Below are 20898 nucleotides of genomic sequence, written 5' to 3' on the forward strand. Positions count from 1 at the left end.
GTCGTCTTGTTCTGCATTTCCAACCCTGTGCCCTTATGAGACGCCAATCCCACCAATTCAAGGGTGAAGCCAATAACAGGTCCCGGGCGCGCCGCGCTTGACGCAAACAGGCTTTTGATGTCGATACGCCGGCAAAGAGGCCCTAGAAACATGAACGCGTTACCAGCAAACCCTCCGGGCAAGAGCCATGCCGCGCTGCTCGGCCGGCTGGGCGACCGTTCCATCGTCTTTGTCGGGCTGATGGGCGCCGGCAAGACGGCGATCGGCCGCAAGGTGGCGGCGATGCTGGCGCTACCCTTTATCGACAGCGACCAGGAGATCGAAAGTGTTTCGCGCATGAGCGTCCCGGACCTGTTCGAGCGCTATGGCGAGGCGGAGTTCCGGGCACTGGAGCAGCGCGTCATCCTGCGCGTGCTGGAGCACGGGCCCCAGGTGCTGTCGACCGGCGGCGGCGCCTTCATGAATGCGCAGACGCGCGAGGCGATCGCCAGCCATGGCGTTTCGGTCTGGCTGAAGGCCGAGATCGACCTGTTGATGGAGCGCGTTTCCAAGAAGCAGAACCGGCCGCTGCTGAAAAGCGCCGATCCCCGGGGGGTGCTGGAGCGGCTGATGGCGGAACGCTACCCGGTTTACGCCGCGGCCGATGTCATCGTGCCGACCCGCGACGACCGCAAGGAGATCATTGCCGCCGAAGTGGTGGACGCGCTGCGCGGCCATCTCGGCGTTGCCGACATCGACGAGGTGCGGTCGTGAGCGCTGATGCAACGGTCTCTGTCGAAGTCGGGCTTGGCGAGCGTACCTACGACATTTTGATCGGCCCCGGCCTGCTGTCACGCGCCGGCGCCGAAATTGCGCGCCGTCTGCCGGGCACAAGGGCGGCGGTCGTCACCGACGAAAACGTCGCTAGCGCGCATCTCGCAACGCTTGCGGCCGGCCTGGCAAGCGGTGGCATCCAACATGCAGTCATCACGCTGCCGCCCGGCGAAAAGACCAAGAGCTTTGCGCACCTGGAAGAGGTGGTCGACGGCGTGCTGGCCGCCAAGCTGGAGCGTGGCGATGTCGTCGTCGCGCTCGGCGGCGGCGTCATCGGCGACCTCGCCGGCTTTGCCGCCGGCATCGCGCGGCGCGGCATGAACTTCGTGCAAATCCCGACCTCGCTGCTGGCGCAGGTCGATTCCTCCGTCGGCGGCAAGACCGGCATCAACAGCAAGCGCGGCAAGAACCTGGTCGGGGTGTTTCACCAGCCGAGGCTGGTACTGGCCGACACCGAAGTGCTCGACACGCTGCCGATCCGCGAGTTTCGCGCCGGCTATGCCGAACTGGCCAAATACGGGCTGATCGACCGGCCGGAGTTCTTCGCCTGGCTGGAGGAAAACTGGTCTCGCGTGTTTGCCGGCGGGCCGGAGCGGGCAAAAGCGATTGCCGAGGCCTGTCGCGCCAAGGCCGACGTCGTTGCACGCGACGAATTCGAGACCGGCGACCGTGCGCTGCTCAATCTCGGCCACACCTTCGGTCACGCGCTCGAGGCGGCGACCGGCTATGACGGCACGCGGCTGGTGCATGGCGAGGGCGTTGCCATCGGCATGGCGCTGGCGCACCGTTTTTCTTCAAGGCTCAATTTGGCGAGCCCCGACGATGCGGCGCGCGTCGAGGCGCACCTTCGCGTCGTCGGCCTGCCGTGGTGCATGGCCGACATTCCAGGCGAATTGCCTGACGCCGAAAAGCTGTTCTCCTTCATCACCCAGGACAAAAAGGTGTCGCGCGGCGCGCTGACCTTCATCCTGACGCGCGGCATCGGTCAGGCCTTCATCGCCAGGGATGTGCCGGCCTCGGAAGTGCTGGCGTTCCTCGGGGAGAACCATCCGGGATGAGCCAGGCCGGCTGGATCGCGGCTGCTGCGCTTGCCGGCCTCGGCCTGCTGGGCTTCGTCTTGCGTCGGCACCTGTTCGCCGCCTTCGGCTACGAGTTGCAGCGTATCGAGCCGCAGCGCTCGACGCATGAGGAATTGCGTGGCGCCGTCGACGATTTCCGCCGCGACGGCCAGGTGGTGCGCGAGGATCGTGCCCGCATTGGCGGCCTGTTCGACCTTGAGGAGCTCGAAGTGTCGGACGTGATGGTCCACCGCACCAATATGCGCTCGGTCAACGCCGACGACCCGCCGGAAGCGGTGGTGCGCGAGATCCTGCAGAGCCCGCATACCCGCATGCCGCTGTGGAAGGGCTCGCTCGACAACATCGTCGGCGTGCTGCACGCGAAGGACCTGCTGCGCGCGCTGAACGAGGTCGGCAATGATTTCTCCAGGATCGACGTGATGAAGATCGCGTCGCGGCCGTGGTTCGTGCCCGACACCACGACGCTGCAGGAGCAGCTCAACGCCTTCCTGCGCCGCAAGGCGCATTTCGCCATCGTCGTCGACGAATATGGCGAGGTCGAGGGACTGGTGACGCTGGAGGACATCATCGAGGAGATCGTCGGCGAGATCGCCGACGAGCACGACATCGACATCCAGGGCGTCAAGCAGGAAGCCGACGGCTCCGTCGTCGTCGACGGCACGGTGTCGATCCGCGACCTCAACCGGGCGCTCGACTGGAACCTGCCGGACGAGGAAGCCACCACCATTGCCGGCCTTGTCATCCACGAGGCGCAGTCGATTCCGGACGAAAAGCAGGCCTTTACGTTTCACGGCAAGCGCTTCGTCGTCATGAAACGCGACAAGAATCGGATCGCGCGGCTGAGGATCAAGCCGGCGATGCTTGGCGAATGACAGTGCACGCCTTATGGCAGCCGTGGGCAGTCAGGAGTCTATGACAATCGATCGGCGAACCCTGCTTCTGGTGTCGATGGCGGCGCTGCTGCCGGGTCAGGCTGCAGCGGCATTGCAGCTGCGTCCGCCATCACCCGAAACCTTCGACTATGGGCCGGCCAAGCTCGACATTTATTCCCGCGATGGCGCAAGCGGCCTGCCGGTCGTCTTTTTCGTCCATGGCGGCGCCTGGCGGGTCGGCAACCGCAACAACGTCAACTCCAAGCCGCAATTCCTGCTCGACAATGGCTTCTGCTTCGTCTCGATCGACTACCGGATGCTGCCTGAAGCCGACGTCGCCACCCAGGCCGCCGATGTCGAACTGGCGTATCGCTACGTCCGCGCCAACATCGCCAGCCATGGCGGCGATCCGGACCGGATCGTCGCGATGGGCCATTCGGCCGGCTGCCATCTCGTCGCGCTGACCGGCCTGCGCGGCGGCCTGCCCGGCGTCGCGGCGCTGGTCCTCGACGATACCAGGGCCTATGATCTGGAGGCGTTGGCCAGGAGCGGCGGCATGGCAGGGGTCTATGCCCGCGCCTTTCCCGATCCGGCGCAGTGGCGGGCGCTGTCGCCGGTCACCTATGTCGACGGCCGCAAGCATCCGCCGACGTTCATCGCCTATTCGCGGGCGAAAACCCGCGCGGCGGACGCGCAGGCCTTTGCCGGGCGTCTGGGCGCCACCGGAACCAGGGTCACGCTGTTCGATGGCAGCGCCTATTCGCACATGTCGATCAATCGCGACTTCGGCACCGAAGGCGATGCGTTGACCGCCGCGGTGATGGCTTTCCTGAGGGCGAGCCTCGGCTGAGTTACCAGCGGGTCTTTTCGCCGGGCGCCGCCGGCTCGATCGCCAGGGCATGGACGCCGGATTTCAATTCCTCGGCCAGCAATGCGTTGACGGCGCGGTGGCGTTCGACGCGGCTCATGCCGGCAAAGGCGGGCGCGACGATGCGGACGCGGAAATGCGTCTCGCCGGTGCCGTCGAAGGTGGCGTGATGGCCGGAATCCAGATGATGATGGCCGGCATGGAGATGGCTTTCGTTGATGACGGCCAGCCGTTCCGGCGAAAACGCCTTTTTCAGCTTGTCTTCCATCGTTGCCTGTATGGACATCGCCGCTTCCCTTCACCACATCTATGTCATCGCACAAAATTCGCCGTTCGCCGGTTTTATGCCGCGATTCAGCGGTTAGGGCGATCATCGCGAAAATGTCAATTCTTGTTTCGCATCAGCGAACAGCCCATAAATGGGTGAGATGAAGCCGTACCCAAAATATTTCGAAAAGATTCGCATCCGCCCGGAGAAGGACGCGGAGCTGAAGTCGCGCTCACCGATCTGCCAGTGGGATGGCTGCAAGGAGGCCGGCACCCACCGCGCCCCGGTCGGACGCATGAAGGAAGGCGAGTACTTCCAGTTCTGCTTCGATCATGTGCGCGAGTACAATAAGGGCTTCAATTATTTCTCGGGCGTTCCCGACACCGAGATTGCCCGCTTCCAGAAGGAGGCCATGACCGGCCACCGGCCGACCTGGAAAATGGGCGTCAACGGTGCTTCGACACGCTCCTCGCCCGACTTCGCCCAGGCGCGCTCCGGTCGCGCCGGCTACTACAACCGCATGCGCGATCCGTTCGATCTGTTCAAAGGCCCGAAGGACCCGCGCGAAGCACGCGAGCGCAAGGCCAAGCCGCTTGAGGCCAAGGCACTGGAAACGCTTGGCCTTGATACAAAGGCGACTGGCAAGGATATCAAGGCGCGCTATAAGGAACTTGTGAAACGCCACCATCCGGATGCGAATGGCGGCGACAGAGGTTCGGAAGACCGGTTCCGCGATGTGCTCCAGGCCTATCGCGTGCTCAAGCAGGCAGGTTTGTGCTGAGCGACCTTACGGTTCGTGTCGCTTTCCAACTTTCATAAGGTTGGAAAAGGCTCTAAGACCGCCCCCGAACAAAATCGATTGCCAGCGAAACGCGGCGTTTCGCTTGTGGAGACGTTGATAGAGATGAACAAGGTCGATCGCGATATCGCCAACCTGCCCGACACCACGGTGTCGGTGAAGGAGACATTCGGCTTCGACTCCAAGATGGTGGTGCCGGCCTATTCGGTGACGAGCGAGCATGTGCCCGACATCGACCCGGACTATCTGTTCGACAAGAACACGACCATGGCGATCCTCGCCGGCTTTGCCTACAACCGCCGGGTCATGGTGTCGGGCTATCACGGCACCGGCAAATCGACGCATATCGAGCAGGTCGCCGCCCGCCTCAACTGGCCCTGCGTGCGCGTTAATCTCGACAGCCATGTCAGCCGTATCGACCTCGTCGGCAAGGACGCCATCGTCGTCAAGGACGGGCTGCAGATCACCGAATTCCGCGACGGCATCCTGCCCTGGGCCTATCAGCACAATGTTGCGCTGTGCTTCGACGAATACGATGCCGGGCGTCCGGACGTGATGTTCGTCATCCAGCGCGTGCTGGAATCGTCGGGCCGGCTGACGCTGCTCGACCAGAGCCGGGTCATCCGCCCGCATCCGGCCTTCCGGCTGTTTTCGACCGCCAACACGGTTGGGCTGGGCGACACCACCGGACTCTATCACGGCACCCAGCAGATCAACCAGGCGCAGATGGACCGCTGGTCGATCGTCACCACGCTGAACTATTTGCCGCACGACAATGAGGTGAACATCGTGCTGGCCAAGGCCAAGCACTATCGCGACGGCAAGGGCAAGGAGATCGTCAACAAGATGGTGCGTGTCGCCGACATGACGCGCTCGGCCTTCATCAACGGCGATTTGTCGACGGTGATGAGCCCGCGCACGGTCATCACCTGGGCCGAGAATGCCGAGATCTTCGGCAATATCGGCATGGCGTTCCGGCTGACCTTCCTCAACAAATGCGACGAGCTGGAACGCTCGCTGGTCGCCGAGTTCTACCAGCGCGCCTTCGGCGAAGATCTGCCGGAATCGGCTGCCAATGTGGTGCTGGGCTAAGCAGAGTCTCGATGGCGGGTCCGGGCGACAACACGCGAAACAAATCCAAGACCGGCGCTGAGAACGACAGCTTCAAGCGCGCGGTTACCGTCTGCATGCGCGCCATCGCCGGCGACAAGGACCTCGAAGTCGGCTTCGCCAAGGACCGGCCGGCGCTGGCCGGCAGCCGCGCCCGGCTGCCCGAACTGCCGAAGAAGGCATCGAAAGCCGATATCGCCATCACCCGGGGGCTCGGCGATTCCATGGCGCTGAAGCGCGCCTGCCATGATGCGCGCATCCACACCAGGCTGGCGCCGGAAGGCAAGCAGGCCCGCGCCATCTATGACGCGGTCGAGCAGGCCCGGGTGGAGGCGATCGGTTCTCGCGCCATGCAGGGCGTCGCTGACAATATAGGCTCGATGCTCGAGGACAAATACGCCAGGGCCAACCTCGTCGACGTCAAGGACAAGGCCGACGCGCCGATCGAGGAAGCGCTGGCGCTGATGGTGCGCGAAAAGCTGACCGGCCGCACTGTGCCGAAGAGCGGCGAACGGCTGGTCGATCTCTGGCGCCCCTGGGTCGAGGAAAAGGCCAGCGCCGACCTCGACGGGCTGTCGGCAAAGCTCGACGACCAGCAGGCCTTTGCCCGCGTCGTGCGCGAAATGCTCGCCTCCATGGAAATGGCCGAGGAACTCGGCGACGACCAGGAGACGGAAGACTCGGAGGACAACGACGAAAACCAGCCGCAAGGCGAGGAGCAGAGCGAGGAGGGCGGCGAAGACGATTCCGGCTCCGAGCAGTCGCAGTCCGAAGATACCGAGGCATCGTCCGACGACGAGCAATCGGCCGAGACCGAGGCCTCCGACGCCACTGCCGACGACCTTTCCGACGATGACGACGCCGACGCGGAGACGCCCGGCGAGGCGCGCCGCAACGACAATCCCTTCACCAATCTGCCGAAAGAGATCGACTACAAGGTCTTCACCACGGCCTTCGATGAGACCGTAGGTGCGGAAGAACTCTGCGAGGAGGAGGAGCTCGACCGGCTGCGCGCCTTTCTCGACAAGCAGCTCGCCAACCTTTCCGGCGTCGTCGGGCGGCTGGCCAACCGGCTGCAGCGCCGCCTGATGGCGCAGCAGAACCGCTCCTGGGATTTCGACCTCGAAGAGGGCTATCTCGATCCGGCGCGGCTGGTGCGCGTTGTCATCGACCCGATGCAGCCTCTGTCCTTCAAGCAGGAGCGCGACACCAAATTCCGCGACACGGTGGTGTCGCTGGTGCTCGATAATTCGGGTTCGATGCGCGGCCGGCCGATCACGGTCGCGGCCACCTGCGCCGACATCCTGGCGCGCACGCTGGAACGCTGCGGCGTCTCAGTCGAAATCCTCGGCTTCACCACCCGCGCCTGGAAGGGCGGGCAGGCGCGCGAGAAATGGCTGAAGGAAGGCAAGCCGCCGAACCCCGGCCGGCTCAACGATCTGCGCCACATCATCTATAAATCCGCCGACCATCCGTGGCGGCGGGCGCGCCGCAATCTCGGCCTGATGATGCGCGAGGGCCTGCTCAAGGAAAACATCGACGGCGAGGCGCTGCTTTGGGCGCACAACCGGCTGATCGCGCGGCCGGAGCAGCGCAAGATCCTGATGATGATCTCGGACGGCGCGCCGGTCGACGATTCAACGCTGTCGGTCAATCCGGGCAATTATCTCGAGCGGCATCTGCGCGCCATCATCGAGCTCATCGAGACGCGCTCGCCGGTCGAGCTTTTGGCCATCGGCATCGGCCACGACGTCACCCGCTACTATCGCCGCGCCGTCACCATCGTCGATGCCGAAGAACTGGCCGGCGCCATGACCGAGCAGCTGGCCTCGCTGTTCGCCGAGGAAACCGTGCGCGACACGCGGCGCGGCGGCATGCGGCGCGCCGGATGATTTTTTCCCGCGGCGGCCTTTGGCAGACGCTTTTGGCCGCCATTGCGTTGTCAGGCATCAGTTTGGCGCCGGCTGTCGCTGCCGGGCCGGCCCCGGTCGAGCCGGCCGAAATCTCGGCACGGCCGATCAGCGAATTCCATATCGGCCGGCCGGACAAACAGTTCGGGCCGCTCGAATTCGTCGGCGGGCTCGAAATGACCTCGCCGACGCGCGATTTCGGCGCGCTGTCGGCGCTTCGGTTCCTCAAGCCGGGCAGCGATTTCATCGGCGTCGCCGATACCGGCTTCTGGTTCTTCGGCACCCTTGTCCACGATGCCGACAAGCGGCCTTCCGGCATTCAGAATTTTCGCATGCAGCAGATGGTCGATGCGGCCGGCCAGGCCATCGACCTGAAATGGGCGGTCGATGCCGAAGGCCTCGCGGTCCAGGACGGCATCGCCACGGTCGGCTTCGAGCGCGATCACCGTATCGCAGAGTTCAAGATCGATCCGGACGACATGAAGGCGCCGTTCAAGCAATTGGACTTCCTGATCCCGGCCTGGGAACTTCGCCGCAATCGCGGCTTTGAGACCGTCGCCCGCGCCCATCCTTACGGACAGCACGCGGGCGGGCTGGTCGTGGTGTCGGAAAAGAGCCTCGACAAGGCCGGTAACATCTTCGCGGCGATCATCGAAGGGCCGCATAAGGGCGTCTTCACCGTCAAGCGCAATGGCGACTTCGACATCACCGACGGCGCCTTCCTGCCGGATGGCGACCTGTTGCTTCTGGAGCGCAGTTTTTCGATGGCCGGCGGCGTCAAGATGCGGCTGCGGCGCATCTATGGCGAAAGCGTCGAGAAGGGCGCCGTCGCCGACGGGCCGGTGCTGCTTGAAGCGGACATGGATTACCAGATCGACAACATGGAAGCGCTCGACGTCTGGACCCGCGACGACGGCGCGCTGATCGTGTCGCTGATGTCCGACGACAACCACTCGATCCTGCAGCGCAACCTCTATCTGGAATTCATCCTGCACGAGGATTGACGCGCGATCGGCCATTGATCGGCTGTTGGCGATGCTGGCATTTCCGCGCCGTTTCGCAGCGCATGCAATTTCCCATGGCGATTTCCCCTCGCAATGACCCGCGTCGCGCGTTTCCAACCGGCTCTCACCATCTGCAAAAATACTTTAGTTGTGGCTTGACAATTTGTGTCATCGGCGAAATACTCAAGTCCATGCTTAACTATTCCGAGATCGACAGCATCCTGCGGGCTCTTGCCGAGCCGACGCGGCGGGCAATCCTGGAAAGGCTGGGCCGCGGGCCGGCCACCGTCAGCCAGTTGGCGGAGCCGTTCGGCATGACCTTCGCCGCGGTGCTCCAGCATCTCCAGGCGCTGGAAGCGTGCGGGCTGATCCGCAGCGAAAAAATCGGACGCGTGCGCACCTGCCGGATCGAGCCCGGCGGGCTCGCCCCGCTCGCCGACTGGATCGCCGCGCGCCGCACGCCGGCCGAACGCCACCTCGACCGTCTCGGCCAGATTCTGGCGGAGACTGACCAACCGAACGCAACACTCCACGACCAGGAAAAGGACGAAGAGAAATGAACCAGATTGCGCCCGTGAACGACCACTCCGTCATCCATTCGACCTTCACGATCGAGCGGACCTATCCGCAATCGCCCGAGCGCGTCTTCTTCGCCTTTTCCGACAAGGCGACAGTGCGGCGCTGGCGCGTCGAAGGTGACGGCTTCACCATCGCCGAGTTCACCTTCGATTTCCATGTCGGCGGCGGCGAGGTTTCGCGGTTCAGCTATCAGGGCGGCCCGGAAATCAGGCTCGATGCGCAGTTCCAGGACATCGTCCCTGACCGACGCATCGTATTTTCCTACCGGATGGCGGTCGGGCCGCAGCCGCTGTCGGCGTCGCTCACCACCGTCGAGCTCGCACCCTCCGGCGACGGCACTCGCCTGACCTATACCGAACAGGGTGCGTTTTTCGATGGCATTGATTCAGCGCAAGGACGCGAAGAGGGCACGCGCGGGCTGCTGCAGGCGCTCGCGGCCGAGCTTCAGAAAGCGAAGTAGTAGGTGTCGGCATGCCGGGCGGAGCCCAAACAGCAATCCGCCCGAATTGCTTCCGCTATGCTTTACTCGCGAGCCAGACGATGTGACGAGCGCCGCGCTTGCCGTGAGCCCGCACCTTAACCTCGTCGACCGTGAAGCCCGCCTGCTTGAGCCTTCGGGTGAAACCTGCGTCAGGGCCCTGCGACCAGACCGCCAGCACACCGCCGGGCTTGAGCGCGGCGCGTGCGGCGTTGAGGCCGGTGCCGCTGTAGAGCGCATCGTTGGCCTTGTAGACGATGCCCTCGGGACCGTTGTCGACGTCGAGCAGGATCGCGTCCCAGGCCGATGCTTGCGAACGGATGAGCTGACCGACATCGGTCTCGTGAACACTGACGCGCCGGTCGTCAAGGCAACCGTCGAAAACCTCGGCCATCGGGCCGCGCGCCCACGTCACGACTGCCGGCACCAGTTCGGCAACAGTGACCTGCGCATCGTCGCCGAGCTCGGCCAGCGCCGCGCGCAAGGTAAAGCCCATGCCCAGGCCGCCGATCAGGATGCTTGGGTTCCGGCGGCCGGCAATCCTTTGACGGGACAGTTTGGCCAGCGCCTCTTCGGAACCGCTGAGCCGACTGTTCATCAGCTCGTTGGCGCCAAGCATGATCGAGAATTCGCCGCCGCGCCGTTTCAGGCGAAGCTCCTGTCCGCCGTCAGGCGTTTTTGCCGAGTCCAGCTGAAGCCAGGGGATCATGCTCGATAGTCTTTGAGCATGATCTTGTCCGAAAACCGGTTCCCACTTTTCGCTAACGCGGACCTTCGGTTCGGGATCATGCTCTATGCCGCCAGTGCCGGCTGGCTCCAGCGGGCGGCAAGCAGCCGGTAAGGGATCAGCGCTACCACCGCTATGATCAGCTTGACGCTGAGATCGCCGAGCGCCCAGGATATCCAGCGCATCGTCTCGACTGGCAGCATGCCCATGAGCGGTGCGGTCTCCAGCGCAAAGCCATCGTTCGGCCCGGCGAAGGCGAAAGCCGCCGCGAAGGCGACGGTGAAAAACACCACCGTATCGAAAACGGAGCCGACCAGCGTGCCGACGATCGGCGCGCGCCACCAGCTCTGCCGGCGCAGTCGGTTGAACACGGTGACGTCGAGCAATTGCGCGGTGAGGAAGGCCGCACCCGACGCCGCGGCAATACGCACCAGCCGGTCGGCGGCGGTCTCGAATTCGATCAGGCCGTGGCGAAACAGCAAGGGCGGGATGACGATCGAGCAGACCACCGCTGTCATGAACCCGACAAAGACGATCCTGCGCGCCACCGCCGGGCCGTAGCGGCGATTGGCGAGATCGGTGACCAGGAAGGAGAACGGATAGGTGAAGGCGCCCCAGGTCAGGATGTCGGCCAGCGACAACCCGCCGATTGCGCCCTGCATCGGAAACTGCACGAGGATGTTCGCGGCCACGACGACGAGCGCCATGGCGGCCACGAAGGGCAGGTATCGCGAGAGGAAAATCATTTTTTTATCCTGGGTAATGGAACCAGCGGAACGCGATCCGGAGTTCGGATCACGCCCTGGAAGGCGGCTGCCGCCGAAAAATTCAGGCGGCCGGCTGTTCGGCGAGCTTCTTGGCGATCTGCTTCTTCAACAGGCGGGCGCGCTGCGACAATTGCTTGGCATCGGCCTTGGCCAGGAAGGCATCGAGGCCGCCGCGATGCTCGACCGAACGCAGCGCGTTGGCCGAAATGCGCAGGCGCACATTCTGGTTCAGCGCTTCAGAGATCAGCGTCACATTGACGAGATTGGGCAGGAAGCGACGCTTGGTCTTGTTGTTGGCGTGGCTCACATTGTTGCCGGACATGACTGCCTTGGCAGTGAGTTCGCAGGTGCGGGACATGATACTAACCTTCGGTTCTCGGTCCTGGCCAAACATTCGACCCGCGCCGGGTGGCGCGCGGTTTCGGTCAGGCGGCCTTATGGAAAAAGTTGGCGTTCCATAGTTGCATTTCGCCGATGCGTCAAGCTTGGGGTTGGTTCGGGAGAGGGAATTGCACCTTCAAGAGATGAGCACCAGTGGCGAAGCTGCCGATCTCCCCGCTTGCGGGGGAGATGGCCGGCAGGCCAGAGGGGGTGCTGTCCCTCCGACTTAGCTCCGTTGCAGCCAAAACTCTCGGCACTGGGAGGATAAGCTGGATCTTGGCGATCCTTCCCACCCCCTCTGCCCTGCCGGGCATCTCCTCCGCAAGGGGGAGATCGACAAATTCATCGAGCGCCACATTTTGTTCTTGCTTTGTGCCGGCAGCTATGCTACTAATTTGGGTATGGTGCTGATTCGCGCCGACGACCCGCCCGCCGAGGCGGGTTTTTCATTTCTGGCTTCCGTCACCTCCCACCGACCAGCCCCAGCGTTCCCTGCCGACGCCGCCTTCACATTAAGGCCGGAATTCAGCCTATAAGCGGTCACACAGGGACATGCCAGATCGCCCGTCTCCGGTCGACAATCAAGGACCCGCCATGCCTCGTTCTTTCCTCCATGCCCTGGTCGTGCTGTTCGCCGTCGCGCTGTCGACGACGGTTTCGGCCGCCGAGCCGCAATCCTTCACGGGCGAGTATTCGGTGTCGTTCCTCGGCCTTTCCGTGGCCAAGGCGAAATTCTCCAGCCATTACGAGGGCGACACCTATTCGATCGAGGGCAGCGTCTCCAGCGCCGGGCTCGCCACATTGTTCGACGATACGCGAGGCACGATCTCATCGAAGGGCAAGATTTCGGGCAAGCAGTTGCAGCCGCAGGCGTTTCGCGCCGACTACACGTCCGGCAAGAAGGCGTCGATGATCGACATCCAGTTTGCCAACGGCGTGGTCACCTCGACCAAGGTCGTGCCTGAGCCAAAGAAGCGCAATCCCGAGAATTGGATACCGCTGGTCGGCAGCGATCTCGTATCCGTTCTCGATCCGATGGCCGCGACCGTCATCCATGCCGACAGCCTCGACCAGGTCTGCGGGCGCACGGTGAAGCTCTATGACGGCGAAATGCGTGCCGATCTGAAACTGACCTACGAGTCGAAAGGGTCGATCTCGGTGGCCGGCTACGAGGGCGATACGGTCACCTGCAGGCTGGGTTTCGAGCCGGTGGCCGGCTACCGCAAGAACCGCAAGGCGCTGAACTACCTGAAGAAACGCAGCCGCATCATGGTGACGTTTGCACCGGTCGGCCAAAGCGGCGTATATGCGCCGATCCGCGCCACGGTCAGCACGCAAATCGGCCCGTTGACGGTCAGCGCGGAGCGGTTCGAAGCAGACGAATAGGCGTGATGGTGCGCCGCCAATGGGCCACGGGGCGACGGGTATGGCGCGCGCAACACTGATCGGCTTCTCCGCGGTCGCCATGTGGGCGCTGCTGGCGCTGTTTACGGATGCTTCGGGTTCGGTGCCGCCGTTCCTGCTTTCGGCAATCACCTTTACGATCGGCACCTGCGTCGGCCTGGTTGCCCGGCTGTTCATGCCGGCAGCCGATGGCGCCGCGAAGATACCGCGCCAAGTCAAAATACCACGCAAAGTCTGGGTGATCGGCATTGCCGGCCTGTTCGGCTACCACTTCTTCTACTTCACCGCGCTGCGGAATGCGCCGGCCGTCGAGGCCAGCCTTATCGCCTATCTGTGGCCGCTGCTGATCGTGCTGGGATCGGCGCTGATGCCTGGCGAGCGGCTGGCCTGGAACCATATCGTCGGCGCGCTGCTCGGCCTTGCCGGCACGGTCCTGATCGTCACCAAGGGCGGCGGACTTGCCTTCGATGCACGTTATGCCTTCGGCTATGCGATGGCCGCCGTCTGTGCCGTGTTGTGGTCGTCCTATTCGCTGTTATCGCGGCGCTTCCCGTCGGTGCCGACCAGCATCGTCACCTGGTTCTGCGCCGCCACGGCGGCACTTTCGCTCGTCTGCCATCTGTTGCTGGAAGAAACGGTGCTGCCCAACGGCGCCGGCCAGTGGCTGGCCGTGCTCGGCCTCGGTCTGATGCCGGTAGGGGCGGCGTTCTATGCCTGGGACATCGGTGTCAAGCGCGGCAACATCCAGGTGCTGGGGGCGGCAAGCTACGCCGCGCCGCTGCTGTCGACACTGGTGCTGATCGCCGCCGGCTTCGCCGAGCCGTCATGGCGCATCCTCGCCGCCTGCGTGCTGATCACCGGCGGCGCGGCACTGGCGGCGAAATCGCTGTTGCTGCGCAAGAGGGCCACGAGCGAGGCAAACGCTTGATGCCGTTTCCCGGCGGCATCGATGCCAATGCCAATGCGACGCTGCTGTTTTCATTGGCGGCGGCGGTGATCTATGCGTTCAGCCTCGGCATGCCGCCGCGTCTTTCGCGGTCGGCGGCAAGGACATTGGCGGTGGCGATGCTGGCGGTGCTGGTCGTGCAGCAGAGCGGCCCATGGCTGCTCGTCGCCGCACTGGGCGTCAGCGCCGTCGGCGACGCCTTCCTGTCGCGCGACGGCGAGAAGGCATTTCTTGGCGGCGCGGCCAGTTTTCTTGCCGCGCATGTGCTTTACGTCGTGCTGTTCCTGCGTGCCGGCGGCGGCCTCGGGCTGCTTTTGGCCGAGCCGTGGCGGGCAGCGATCGTGCTGGCGATGGTCGTGTTGGCGCTGGCGATGGTTTTCGCGCTCCGGCGCCGCGTCGGCCCGGCACTGCGCCTGCCGATAGGCCTTCGTGTGGCGGCAATCCTCGCCATGGGCATTGGCGCGCTTACCCTGAGTAGTGCCTGGGTCATCGGTGGCGTCGCCCTGCTCATATTGTCCGACGGGCTGCTTGCCGCGGAAAAGTTCCTGCTGCCCGCCATCTCGCCGCACCGTGCCTGGATGCGCCATGCGGTCTGGGCGCTGTATTACGCCGGTCAGCTGGCGATCACCCTGGGTTTCGTTTTAGGCTAGGCATGTCGATATTCAGATGATGCCGGCCTGCAAACGGCGAAAGATCCGACGCTTGGTGCCCATGGGCAAGCCTTTGTGACGCAATCCTCGAGGTCGTCAGATCAGAGGGTAAAAATTCTCGCTTGACCTAGAGCTGCTCCAGCTTGGTAGCCTAGCGCACAATCGGCAGGGTAGGCGACACATGCGCATTTCGGAGGCGGCAGCTACAAGCGGACTGGGTATCGACACTATCCGCTATTATGAAAAATTGGGTTTGCTTCCGAAGGTCAGGCGAGGACGTGACGGGAGGCGGGACTTCTCGGCAGAGAATGTCGAATGGCTAATACTCCTGTCCTCGCTGCGCGAGACAGGTATGCCCATGGAGCAGATGCGATACTTTGCGCGGCTTTATCAGCGGGGCAGCGAGACTCTGCCCGAACGGAAAGCGGTTCTTCTTGATCACGCAGCGCATCTGGACAAGCGGCGAGCTGCGTTGGATGGCTGCGCCGAACTCCTTGCCTACAAGCTCAAACGATATGACGAGATGGCAGAAGAAATATCATGAGAATTATTGTCGTCGGCGCGGAAGGTGACATCGGCAAAGCGGTTTGCGACGAGTTGGGTTCCCGCCACGCGATCATCAAGGCCAGCCGCTCTAGTGGCGACTTTCAGGTTGATATGGCTGACCGCGCATCGCTCGATGCCATGTACGCCAAATGTGGCAAAGTGGATGCCGTCATCTCTACCGCAGGCAATGTCCATTTCGGGCCGCTTGGCAAGTACACCGAAGAGACGTTTATGCTTGGCCTGCGCCATAAGGTCATGGGCCAGGTCAATCTGGTGTTGGCAGGGTTGGCCACTGTCAGCGATGGCGGCTCGTTCACACTGACTAGCGGAGTGCTCGACCGCGATCCCATTCGGATGGGAACAGGGGCGGCAACAGCGAACGGCGCGCTCGGCGGTTTTGTCCTTGGTGCGGCGATCGAGATGCCGCGCGGTCTTCGCATCAATGTTGTGAGTCCCGGACTTCTGGACGTGTCCGTGCCGAGATATGGCGAGTGGTTCCCCGGTCACGAGCCCGTTTCGTCGAAACGGGTGGGGCTCGCCTATGCGAAGAGCGTGGAAGGGGCCATCACCGGCCAAGTGATCATCGTCGGGTAGTTTCGCAGAAATCCTAAGTGTTGGGACATATTGGTCGCCCCCTGAATATCAAGGGTAGTTTCCGTTGCAAAATTTCGGAGGTTCGAGAGTGACTCTTGCGACAACCTGAACGACGGCTTTCCATCCTGAGCGGCTGTTGTCGTTGGGTACCAAGCGTCAGGTCTTCACCACTACGGCGTGCCCGGCAGCCAGCCTGGTTCGGCCAATTCGAAGGCGGCGAAATCGAAGCCCGGCGCCACGGTGCAGCCGACCAGCGTCCATTCGCCGAGGCTGCGTGCCGACTGCCACCAGCCTGCCGGCACGACGATCTGCGGCCGCTCGCCTGCGGCAAGCGCCGTGCCAAGGATCTCCTCGATGACGGGACCGCCTTCTCGATGTATCGACAGCGCCAGCGGCGCACCGTCATAGAAGTGCCAAACCTCGGCCGCGTCCTTGACCCGGTGCCAGGCCGACAATTGGTCCTTCTCCAGAAGGAAATAGATCGCCGTCGAATGGCCGCGCGTGCCTGCCGCGCCGTCGCGAAAGGTTTCGGCATACCAGCCGCCTTCCGGATGCGGCTTCAGGCCGAGCAGGGCGATGATTTCGGCGGAACTGGTCATGCCCTAGCTCCTGGTGCCGCTCAGAAATTGTCCTTGCGCTTGCGGATCTCGGCGAACACTTCGGCGTCGGAGGCCTTTTCCAGGCCGAGATGCCTGCGGATCGCCGGATCGTGCCAGCGCAGGAACGGATTGGTCGACAGTTCCTCGCCGATCGTCGTCGGCAGCGTCGGCTTGCCGTCGGCGCGCAGCGCCTCGATCTTGGCGGCACGCTCTTTCAGCGCCGAATTGGTCGGGTCGACGGTCAGCGCGAAACGGGCGTTGGCCAGCGTATACTCATGTCCGCAATAGACGACCGTCTCGGCCGGCAGCGCTGCGAGCTTTTTCAGGGATTCGTACATCACCGGCGGCTTGCATTCGAGCAGCCGCCCACAGCCGAGCGCAAACAGCGTATCCGCGGCGAATGCCACTTTTGACGCCGGCAGGTGATAGGTGACATGGCCTGCGGTGTGGCCGGGTGTGGCGATGACCTCGATCCGCTCATCGCCGAGGTGGACGACCGAGCCTTGCTCGACGGTTTCGTCGATGCCGGGAATCTTTGCCTTTTCGGCTTCCGGCCCGACGATGCGCAGCTTGAAACGCTCCTTCAGCGCCAGATTGGCCTCGACGTGGTCGAGATGGTGGTGGGTGGTCAGGATCATCGTCGGTGTCCAGCCGGTGCGCTTGATGGCGGCCAGGATCGGCGCCTCTTCTGGTGCGTCGATGAGCGCCGTCTGGCCGCTTTTGGGGTCATGCACCAGCACGCCGAAATTGTCGCTGCGGCACATGAATTGTTCGATCTCGACCGGCATCATATCTCTCCGTTTACAGGCGCAGACATAGGGCGCCTGCCAGCCGATGTCATCTGCCTTTGTTGAACTTGGACTGCTTCGAAGCTACCGTTCCGCCCATGCATTCAGATATTGTCGACCTCCGTTCCTTCTATTCGACCACGCTCGGGCGCCTGGCCGAACGCTCGATCACCATGGCGCTGTCCTCGCTATGGGCTGTTGTGCCCAACGAGCGGCTGGTCGGCCTCGGCTACACCTTGCCATGGCTGGAGCGCTTCGGCAGCGATGCCGAGCGCGTCTTTGCCTTCATGCCGGCGACGCAGGGCGCGGTGGTCTGGCCGGCGACGGGGCCGACGGCGACCGCCCTGGTCTTCGACGAGGAGCTGCCGCTGGTCGATTCCTGTATCGACCGCATGCTGCTCGTCCATTCGCTCGAACATGTCGAGAACCCGCGCGAGACGCTGAACGAGATCTGGCGGGTGCTGTCGCCGGCCGGCCGTGTCGTCATCGTCGTGCCCAACCGGCGCGGCGTCTGGGCGCGCTTCGAGCATACGCCTTTCGGCAATGGCCGGCCGTTCTCGCGCGGCCAGCTGACCGAATTGCTGCGCGAAGCGAATTTCACGCCGGCGGCGTGGTCCGATGCGCTGTTCTTTCCGCCGTCGCCGCGACGTTTCATGATGCAGTTCCACAATGTGCTGGAGCGTGCCGGCCGGCGCTTCTGGCCGATCTTTTCGGGCGTCATCGTTGTCGAGGCGCAGAAGCGGCTCTATCAGGGCGTCCCGGTGGCGCAGCGCGCCTCCCGCCGCGTCTTCGTGCCGGTTCTCTCGCCGCATGGCGCGCCGACGCTTGGCCGGCTGTCGGGGGCCGAACGTCCGGCGTCGCCAGGATGACGCGTTCGTGATCCGACGCAGGCTTTTTCTCACCTATCTGTCGCGGACGGGTTCGCTGCCCGATTGAAGGCATATGCGGTCGATCCTATGACCGGGGTTTAGCACCGCTTCCGAATGCAAGGATCCACTCATGGCTGATCATCCGGATGTCGAGCCCAGCGCCCAGAAGCTTGCCACGTCGATCGAAGCCAGCAGCCTGCGTGAGCAGCTGGCAACAATCAAATTGGCGCTGACCACCTCGCCAGTGCGAAAACAATTGCTTTGGGCAGCGATCGGCATCGTCGCCGTCATCGTGGCGAGCTCGATCGGGCAGGTTCTGCTCAATCGCTGGAACCAGCCTTTCTACGACGCGCTGGCGCGGCGCGACATGCCGGCTTTCCTGCATCAGCTTCTGGTCTTCGCCGGCATCGCCGGCGGGCTTGTGGTGCTCAATGTCAGCCAGACCTGGCTCGACCAGATGCTTCGCCTGAAGCTGCGCGAGGCGCTGACGCTCGACCTGATCGGCGAATGGATGCGGCCGGCGCGTGCCTTCCGGCTGACCCATGCCGGCGCCATCGGCGTCAATCCCGACCAGCGCCTGCAGCAGGATGCCGGGCATCTCTCCGACCTTTCGACCGGTCTCGGCATCGGCCTGCTGCAGTCCTGCATCCTGCTTGCCTCGTTCGTTGGCGTCTTGTGGTCGCTGTCTTCCGGCTTCGTCTTCCACATAGGCGGCCATTCGCTGGCCATACCCGGTTACATGGTCTGGGCGGCGATCCTCTATGCGGGCACAGCTTCGTGGTTGAGCTGGCTGGTCGGGCGGCCGCTGATCCGCTTCAACAACGATCGCTATACGCGTGAGGCGGAACTGCGCTCCTCGGTGGTTCGCGTCAACGAGAATGTCGATGCCATCGCGCTTGCGCATGGCGAGGCCGATGCCAGGCGCCGGCTCGAATTCGACCTTGGCATGGTGCTGGGCGCCATGCGGCGCATCTACAGCGCCCAGATCAATCTTTCCTGGGTAACCGACACCTATGGCTGGATCACTGTCGTCGCGCCGATCCTCGTCGCTTCCCCGGTCTATTTTGCCGGCGATATCAGCTTTGGCGGCTTGATGATGGCGGTCGGCGCCTTCAACCAGGTCCATTCCTCGCTGCGCTGGTTCATCAACAATATCGGCGGCATCGCCGATTGGCGCGCCACGCTGATGCGGGTCGCCGACTTCCGCATCGCGCTCGGCGACACCGACGCGCTGCACGATACGGAAAGGCGCATTTCGTTCGGCGAAAATCCCGACGGCAGCCTGACATTCGAGAAGCTCGAGATTGCCTCGCCGGACGGATGCACCAAGCTTGCCGAGCCGCATGTCGAAATCCGCGCCGGCGACCGCGTCATGATCACCGGAGATCCGGGCGCCGGCAAGACGCTTTTCTTCCGCGCCATTGCCGGTCTGTGGCCATGGGGCAGCGGCCGGATCGGCATGCCGGCCGGAGAAGCGCCGATCTTCGTTCCGCGTACTCCCTATTTCCCGCTCGGCAGGCTGCGCGAGGTGCTCAACCATTCAGACGGCGCGGCGGAGGCGAGCGATGCCGAGATTTCGGAGGTGCTGGCCGATGTCGGGCTGCAACGCCTGTCGTCCTCGCTCGATCACTCGGCGCGCTGGGAGCGTGAGCTCAGCGACGACGAGCAGCGTCTGCTGGCCTTTGCCAGGCTCGCCTTGCGACGGCCGAAATGGGTGATCATCGACGAGGCGCTGGACGCGTTCGACGGCGCGACGCTGAGGCAAGTGCTGTCGATGCTGGACAAGCGCCTTCCCGACGCCGCGATCCTCAATATCGGCCGCGGCCAGCACAATACCCGCTTCTTCCCGCGAGCGTTGACCATCGTCAAGGATGCCGGCCAACCGCCCCTCAAGCCGGCCCGTGTCAGGGCAGGCGCCATCGAACCGCCCCCGATTATCGCCTCGGCTCGCCGAAAGAAATAGAAGCCAAGCTTTATTTCGCCGCGATCGCGGCGAAAAACTATCGCGATCGTTTCAGATGGGAACGTTCCGATCGGCCATGCTTGACGCTCTCGCCCTGCTCGCCTGCCTTGCCTGTGCCCCGGCAGCACCTGTGGCCGCGCCCGCCAATGCCATTGCCGTCGACGTCGAGCTGGTGCTGGCCGTCGACATCTCGCAGTCGATGGATGAAAGGGAGTTTGCCCTGCAGCGCGCCGGCTATGTCGCGGCGCTGCGACATCCCGACTTCATCAATGCCGTGCGTACCGGCCCTTCCGGCCGCATCGCCATCGCCTATTTCGAATGGGCCGGCACCATCCGCGACGATGCGGTCATTGCCTGGCACGTCATCGACAGCAAGGAGAGCGCCAACGCTTTCGCCGACAAGATCGCGGCCCGCCCGTTCAGGAGCTTTCGCGGCACCTCTATTTCCGGTGCCGTGGCCTTCGGCGCCGAGCTTTTCGATGGCACGGCCTTCGTGGCCAAACGCCGCGTCATCGACGTCTCTGGCGATGGCCCAAACAACACCGGCTTGCCGGTCACAACGGCACGCGATGCGGCGCTGGCGAAGGGCATCGTCATCAACGGGTTGCCGATCCTGATCAGCCCGTCACCGACCTTCAGCCATCTCGACCGGTATTATGCCGAATGCGTCACCGGCGGACCGGGCTCGTTCGTGCTACCGATCTACGCGGTTTCCGAATTCGCCACCGCCACTCGCCGCAAACTGATCCTCGAGGTCAGCGGCGTCGAGTATCCCAAGGAGGATCCGAGGACGATCCGCACCGACGCACCGATCGACTGCCTGCAAGGCGAGCGCGACCGGCGGTTTTTCTCCGACCCGTATTTCCCGGAACTCGACCGGTAAG

At 63.7% G+C, this 20898-nt stretch carries 24 protein-coding genes; 18 read left to right on the forward strand and 6 right to left on the reverse strand.

Translation table 11 applies throughout. From position 1 onward, the window contains the following. The first annotated feature begins 150 nt into the window (after positions 1-150). Genes NKJ09_RS20830 through NKJ09_RS20845 form a run of 4 tightly spaced genes read left to right on the forward strand, consistent with a single transcriptional unit; the run spans position 151 to position 3614 of the window. Positions 151-753, forward strand: a complete 603-nt coding sequence (locus tag NKJ09_RS20830) for a shikimate kinase (RefSeq protein WP_352495632.1) — start codon at positions 151-153, stop codon at positions 751-753. Continuing rightward, complete coding sequence (aroB, locus tag NKJ09_RS20835) at positions 750-1871, forward strand: 3-dehydroquinate synthase (protein ID WP_352483487.1); 1122 nt, start codon at positions 750-752, stop codon at positions 1869-1871. Before NKJ09_RS20830 ends, aroB begins: the two co-directional genes overlap by 4 nt. Continuing rightward, positions 1868-2764, forward strand: a complete 897-nt coding sequence (locus tag NKJ09_RS20840; RefSeq protein WP_023721135.1) for an HlyC/CorC family transporter — start codon at positions 1868-1870, stop codon at positions 2762-2764. The genes aroB and NKJ09_RS20840 overlap by 4 nt, the downstream gene beginning before the upstream one ends. 40 nt (positions 2765-2804) lie before the next feature. Further along, a complete protein-coding gene (locus NKJ09_RS20845) occupies positions 2805-3614 on the forward strand; it encodes an alpha/beta hydrolase (protein WP_352483488.1) in 810 nt (269 codons plus the stop codon). 1 nt (position 3615) lies between these two features. Here NKJ09_RS20845 and NKJ09_RS20850 read toward each other — a convergent pair whose 3' ends face one another. Continuing rightward, entirely contained in the window at positions 3616-3918 is a 303-nt protein-coding gene (locus NKJ09_RS20850) for a BolA family protein (RefSeq protein WP_023721132.1), read from the reverse strand. Positions 3919-4051: 133 nt separating this feature from the next. Here NKJ09_RS20850 and NKJ09_RS20855 point away from each other — a divergent pair, with 133 nt between their 5' ends. From NKJ09_RS20855 to NKJ09_RS20880, 6 genes are all read left to right on the forward strand, one after another. Then, entirely contained in the window at positions 4052-4681 is a 630-nt protein-coding gene (locus NKJ09_RS20855; RefSeq protein WP_036238769.1) for a J domain-containing protein, read from the forward strand. 123 nt (positions 4682-4804) lie between these two features. Then, a complete protein-coding gene (gene cobS / locus NKJ09_RS20860) occupies positions 4805-5791 on the forward strand; it encodes a cobaltochelatase subunit CobS (RefSeq protein ID WP_023721131.1) in 987 nt (328 codons plus the stop codon). Positions 5792-5802: 11 nt separating this feature from the next. Further along, positions 5803-7701, forward strand: a complete 1899-nt coding sequence (gene cobT, locus NKJ09_RS20865; protein ID WP_023721130.1) for a cobaltochelatase subunit CobT — start codon at positions 5803-5805, stop codon at positions 7699-7701. Then, positions 7698-8723: an esterase-like activity of phytase family protein gene (locus tag NKJ09_RS20870; protein WP_352483489.1), complete on the forward strand. Its 1026-nt coding sequence runs from the start codon at positions 7698-7700 to the stop codon at positions 8721-8723. The genes cobT and NKJ09_RS20870 overlap by 4 nt, the downstream gene beginning before the upstream one ends. Before the next feature lie 191 nt (positions 8724-8914). Further along, a complete protein-coding gene (locus NKJ09_RS20875; RefSeq protein WP_352483563.1) occupies positions 8915-9283 on the forward strand; it encodes an ArsR/SmtB family transcription factor in 369 nt (122 codons plus the stop codon). Next, complete coding sequence (locus NKJ09_RS20880; protein ID WP_352483490.1) at positions 9280-9762, forward strand: SRPBCC family protein; 483 nt, start codon at positions 9280-9282, stop codon at positions 9760-9762. The genes NKJ09_RS20875 and NKJ09_RS20880 overlap by 4 nt, the downstream gene beginning before the upstream one ends. Positions 9763-9817: 55 nt before the next feature. Here NKJ09_RS20880 and NKJ09_RS20885 read toward each other — a convergent pair whose 3' ends face one another. The 3 genes from NKJ09_RS20885 to rpmB all read right to left on the reverse strand — a co-directional run bounded on the left by NKJ09_RS20885 (position 9818) and on the right by rpmB (position 11632). Then, positions 9818-10489 carry a spermidine synthase gene (locus tag NKJ09_RS20885; protein WP_023721126.1) on the reverse strand — a complete coding sequence of 224 codons (672 nt, stop codon included), beginning with the start codon at positions 10487-10489 and terminating at the stop codon, positions 9818-9820. 83 nt (positions 10490-10572) lie between these two features. After that, a complete protein-coding gene (locus NKJ09_RS20890; RefSeq protein ID WP_352495631.1) occupies positions 10573-11253 on the reverse strand; it encodes a queuosine precursor transporter in 681 nt (226 codons plus the stop codon). Positions 11254-11335: 82 nt separating this feature from the next. After that, positions 11336-11632: a 50S ribosomal protein L28 gene (rpmB, locus tag NKJ09_RS20895; RefSeq protein ID WP_023721124.1), complete on the reverse strand. Its 297-nt coding sequence runs from the start codon at positions 11630-11632 to the stop codon at positions 11336-11338. 617 nt (positions 11633-12249) lie between these two features. Between rpmB and NKJ09_RS20900 the strand changes: the two genes are divergently transcribed. The 5 genes from NKJ09_RS20900 to NKJ09_RS20920 all read left to right on the forward strand — a co-directional run bounded on the left by NKJ09_RS20900 (position 12250) and on the right by NKJ09_RS20920 (position 15795). Further along, positions 12250-13041: a DUF3108 domain-containing protein gene (locus tag NKJ09_RS20900; protein WP_352495630.1), complete on the forward strand. Its 792-nt coding sequence runs from the start codon at positions 12250-12252 to the stop codon at positions 13039-13041. A 40-nt stretch (positions 13042-13081) separates the two neighbouring features. After that, positions 13082-13987 carry an aromatic amino acid exporter YddG gene (yddG, locus tag NKJ09_RS20905; protein ID WP_352495629.1) on the forward strand — a complete coding sequence of 302 codons (906 nt, stop codon included), beginning with the start codon at positions 13082-13084 and terminating at the stop codon, positions 13985-13987. Next, positions 13987-14655 (forward strand): lysoplasmalogenase family protein, encoded by a 669-nt coding sequence (locus NKJ09_RS20910; protein ID WP_352495628.1) that lies wholly within the window; start codon positions 13987-13989, stop codon positions 14653-14655. Before yddG ends, NKJ09_RS20910 begins: the two co-directional genes overlap by 1 nt. A gap of 181 nt (positions 14656-14836) precedes the next feature. Next, positions 14837-15199, forward strand: a complete 363-nt coding sequence (locus NKJ09_RS20915; protein ID WP_352495627.1) for a MerR family transcriptional regulator — start codon at positions 14837-14839, stop codon at positions 15197-15199. Beyond that, positions 15196-15795, forward strand: a complete 600-nt coding sequence (locus NKJ09_RS20920; RefSeq protein WP_352495626.1) for a short chain dehydrogenase — start codon at positions 15196-15198, stop codon at positions 15793-15795. The genes NKJ09_RS20915 and NKJ09_RS20920 overlap by 4 nt, the downstream gene beginning before the upstream one ends. A 170-nt stretch (positions 15796-15965) precedes the next feature. Here the strand turns inward: NKJ09_RS20920 and NKJ09_RS20925 are convergent, their stop codons facing one another. Both NKJ09_RS20925 and gloB read right to left on the reverse strand, forming a co-directional pair. After that, positions 15966-16394: a cupin domain-containing protein gene (locus NKJ09_RS20925; RefSeq protein WP_352483497.1), complete on the reverse strand. Its 429-nt coding sequence runs from the start codon at positions 16392-16394 to the stop codon at positions 15966-15968. A 20-nt stretch (positions 16395-16414) separates the two neighbouring features. Continuing rightward, positions 16415-17182, reverse strand: coding sequence for a hydroxyacylglutathione hydrolase (gloB, locus tag NKJ09_RS20930; RefSeq protein WP_023721117.1), 768 nt, complete (start codon positions 17180-17182; stop codon positions 16415-16417). Positions 17183-17280: 98 nt separating this feature from the next. Here gloB and NKJ09_RS20935 point away from each other — a divergent pair, with 98 nt between their 5' ends. The 3 genes from NKJ09_RS20935 (at position 17281) to NKJ09_RS20945 (ending at position 20897) form a co-directional block, all read left to right on the forward strand. Then, a complete protein-coding gene (locus NKJ09_RS20935; RefSeq protein ID WP_352483498.1) occupies positions 17281-18051 on the forward strand; it encodes a class I SAM-dependent methyltransferase in 771 nt (256 codons plus the stop codon). A gap of 130 nt (positions 18052-18181) precedes the next feature. Beyond that, positions 18182-20014, forward strand: a complete 1833-nt coding sequence (locus tag NKJ09_RS20940; RefSeq protein ID WP_023721115.1) for an ABC transporter ATP-binding protein/permease — start codon at positions 18182-18184, stop codon at positions 20012-20014. A 76-nt stretch (positions 20015-20090) separates the two neighbouring features. After that, the gene (locus NKJ09_RS20945) at positions 20091-20897 is read left to right on the forward strand and encodes a DUF1194 domain-containing protein (protein ID WP_352483499.1); all 807 of its coding nucleotides are present in this window, start codon (positions 20091-20093) and stop codon (positions 20895-20897) included. Position 20898 lies beyond the last annotated feature (1 nt).

Origin of the sequence: Mesorhizobium sp. M0189 (assembly GCF_040322135.1) — a bacterium.
Classification (GTDB): Bacteria; Pseudomonadota; Alphaproteobacteria; order Rhizobiales; family Rhizobiaceae; genus Mesorhizobium.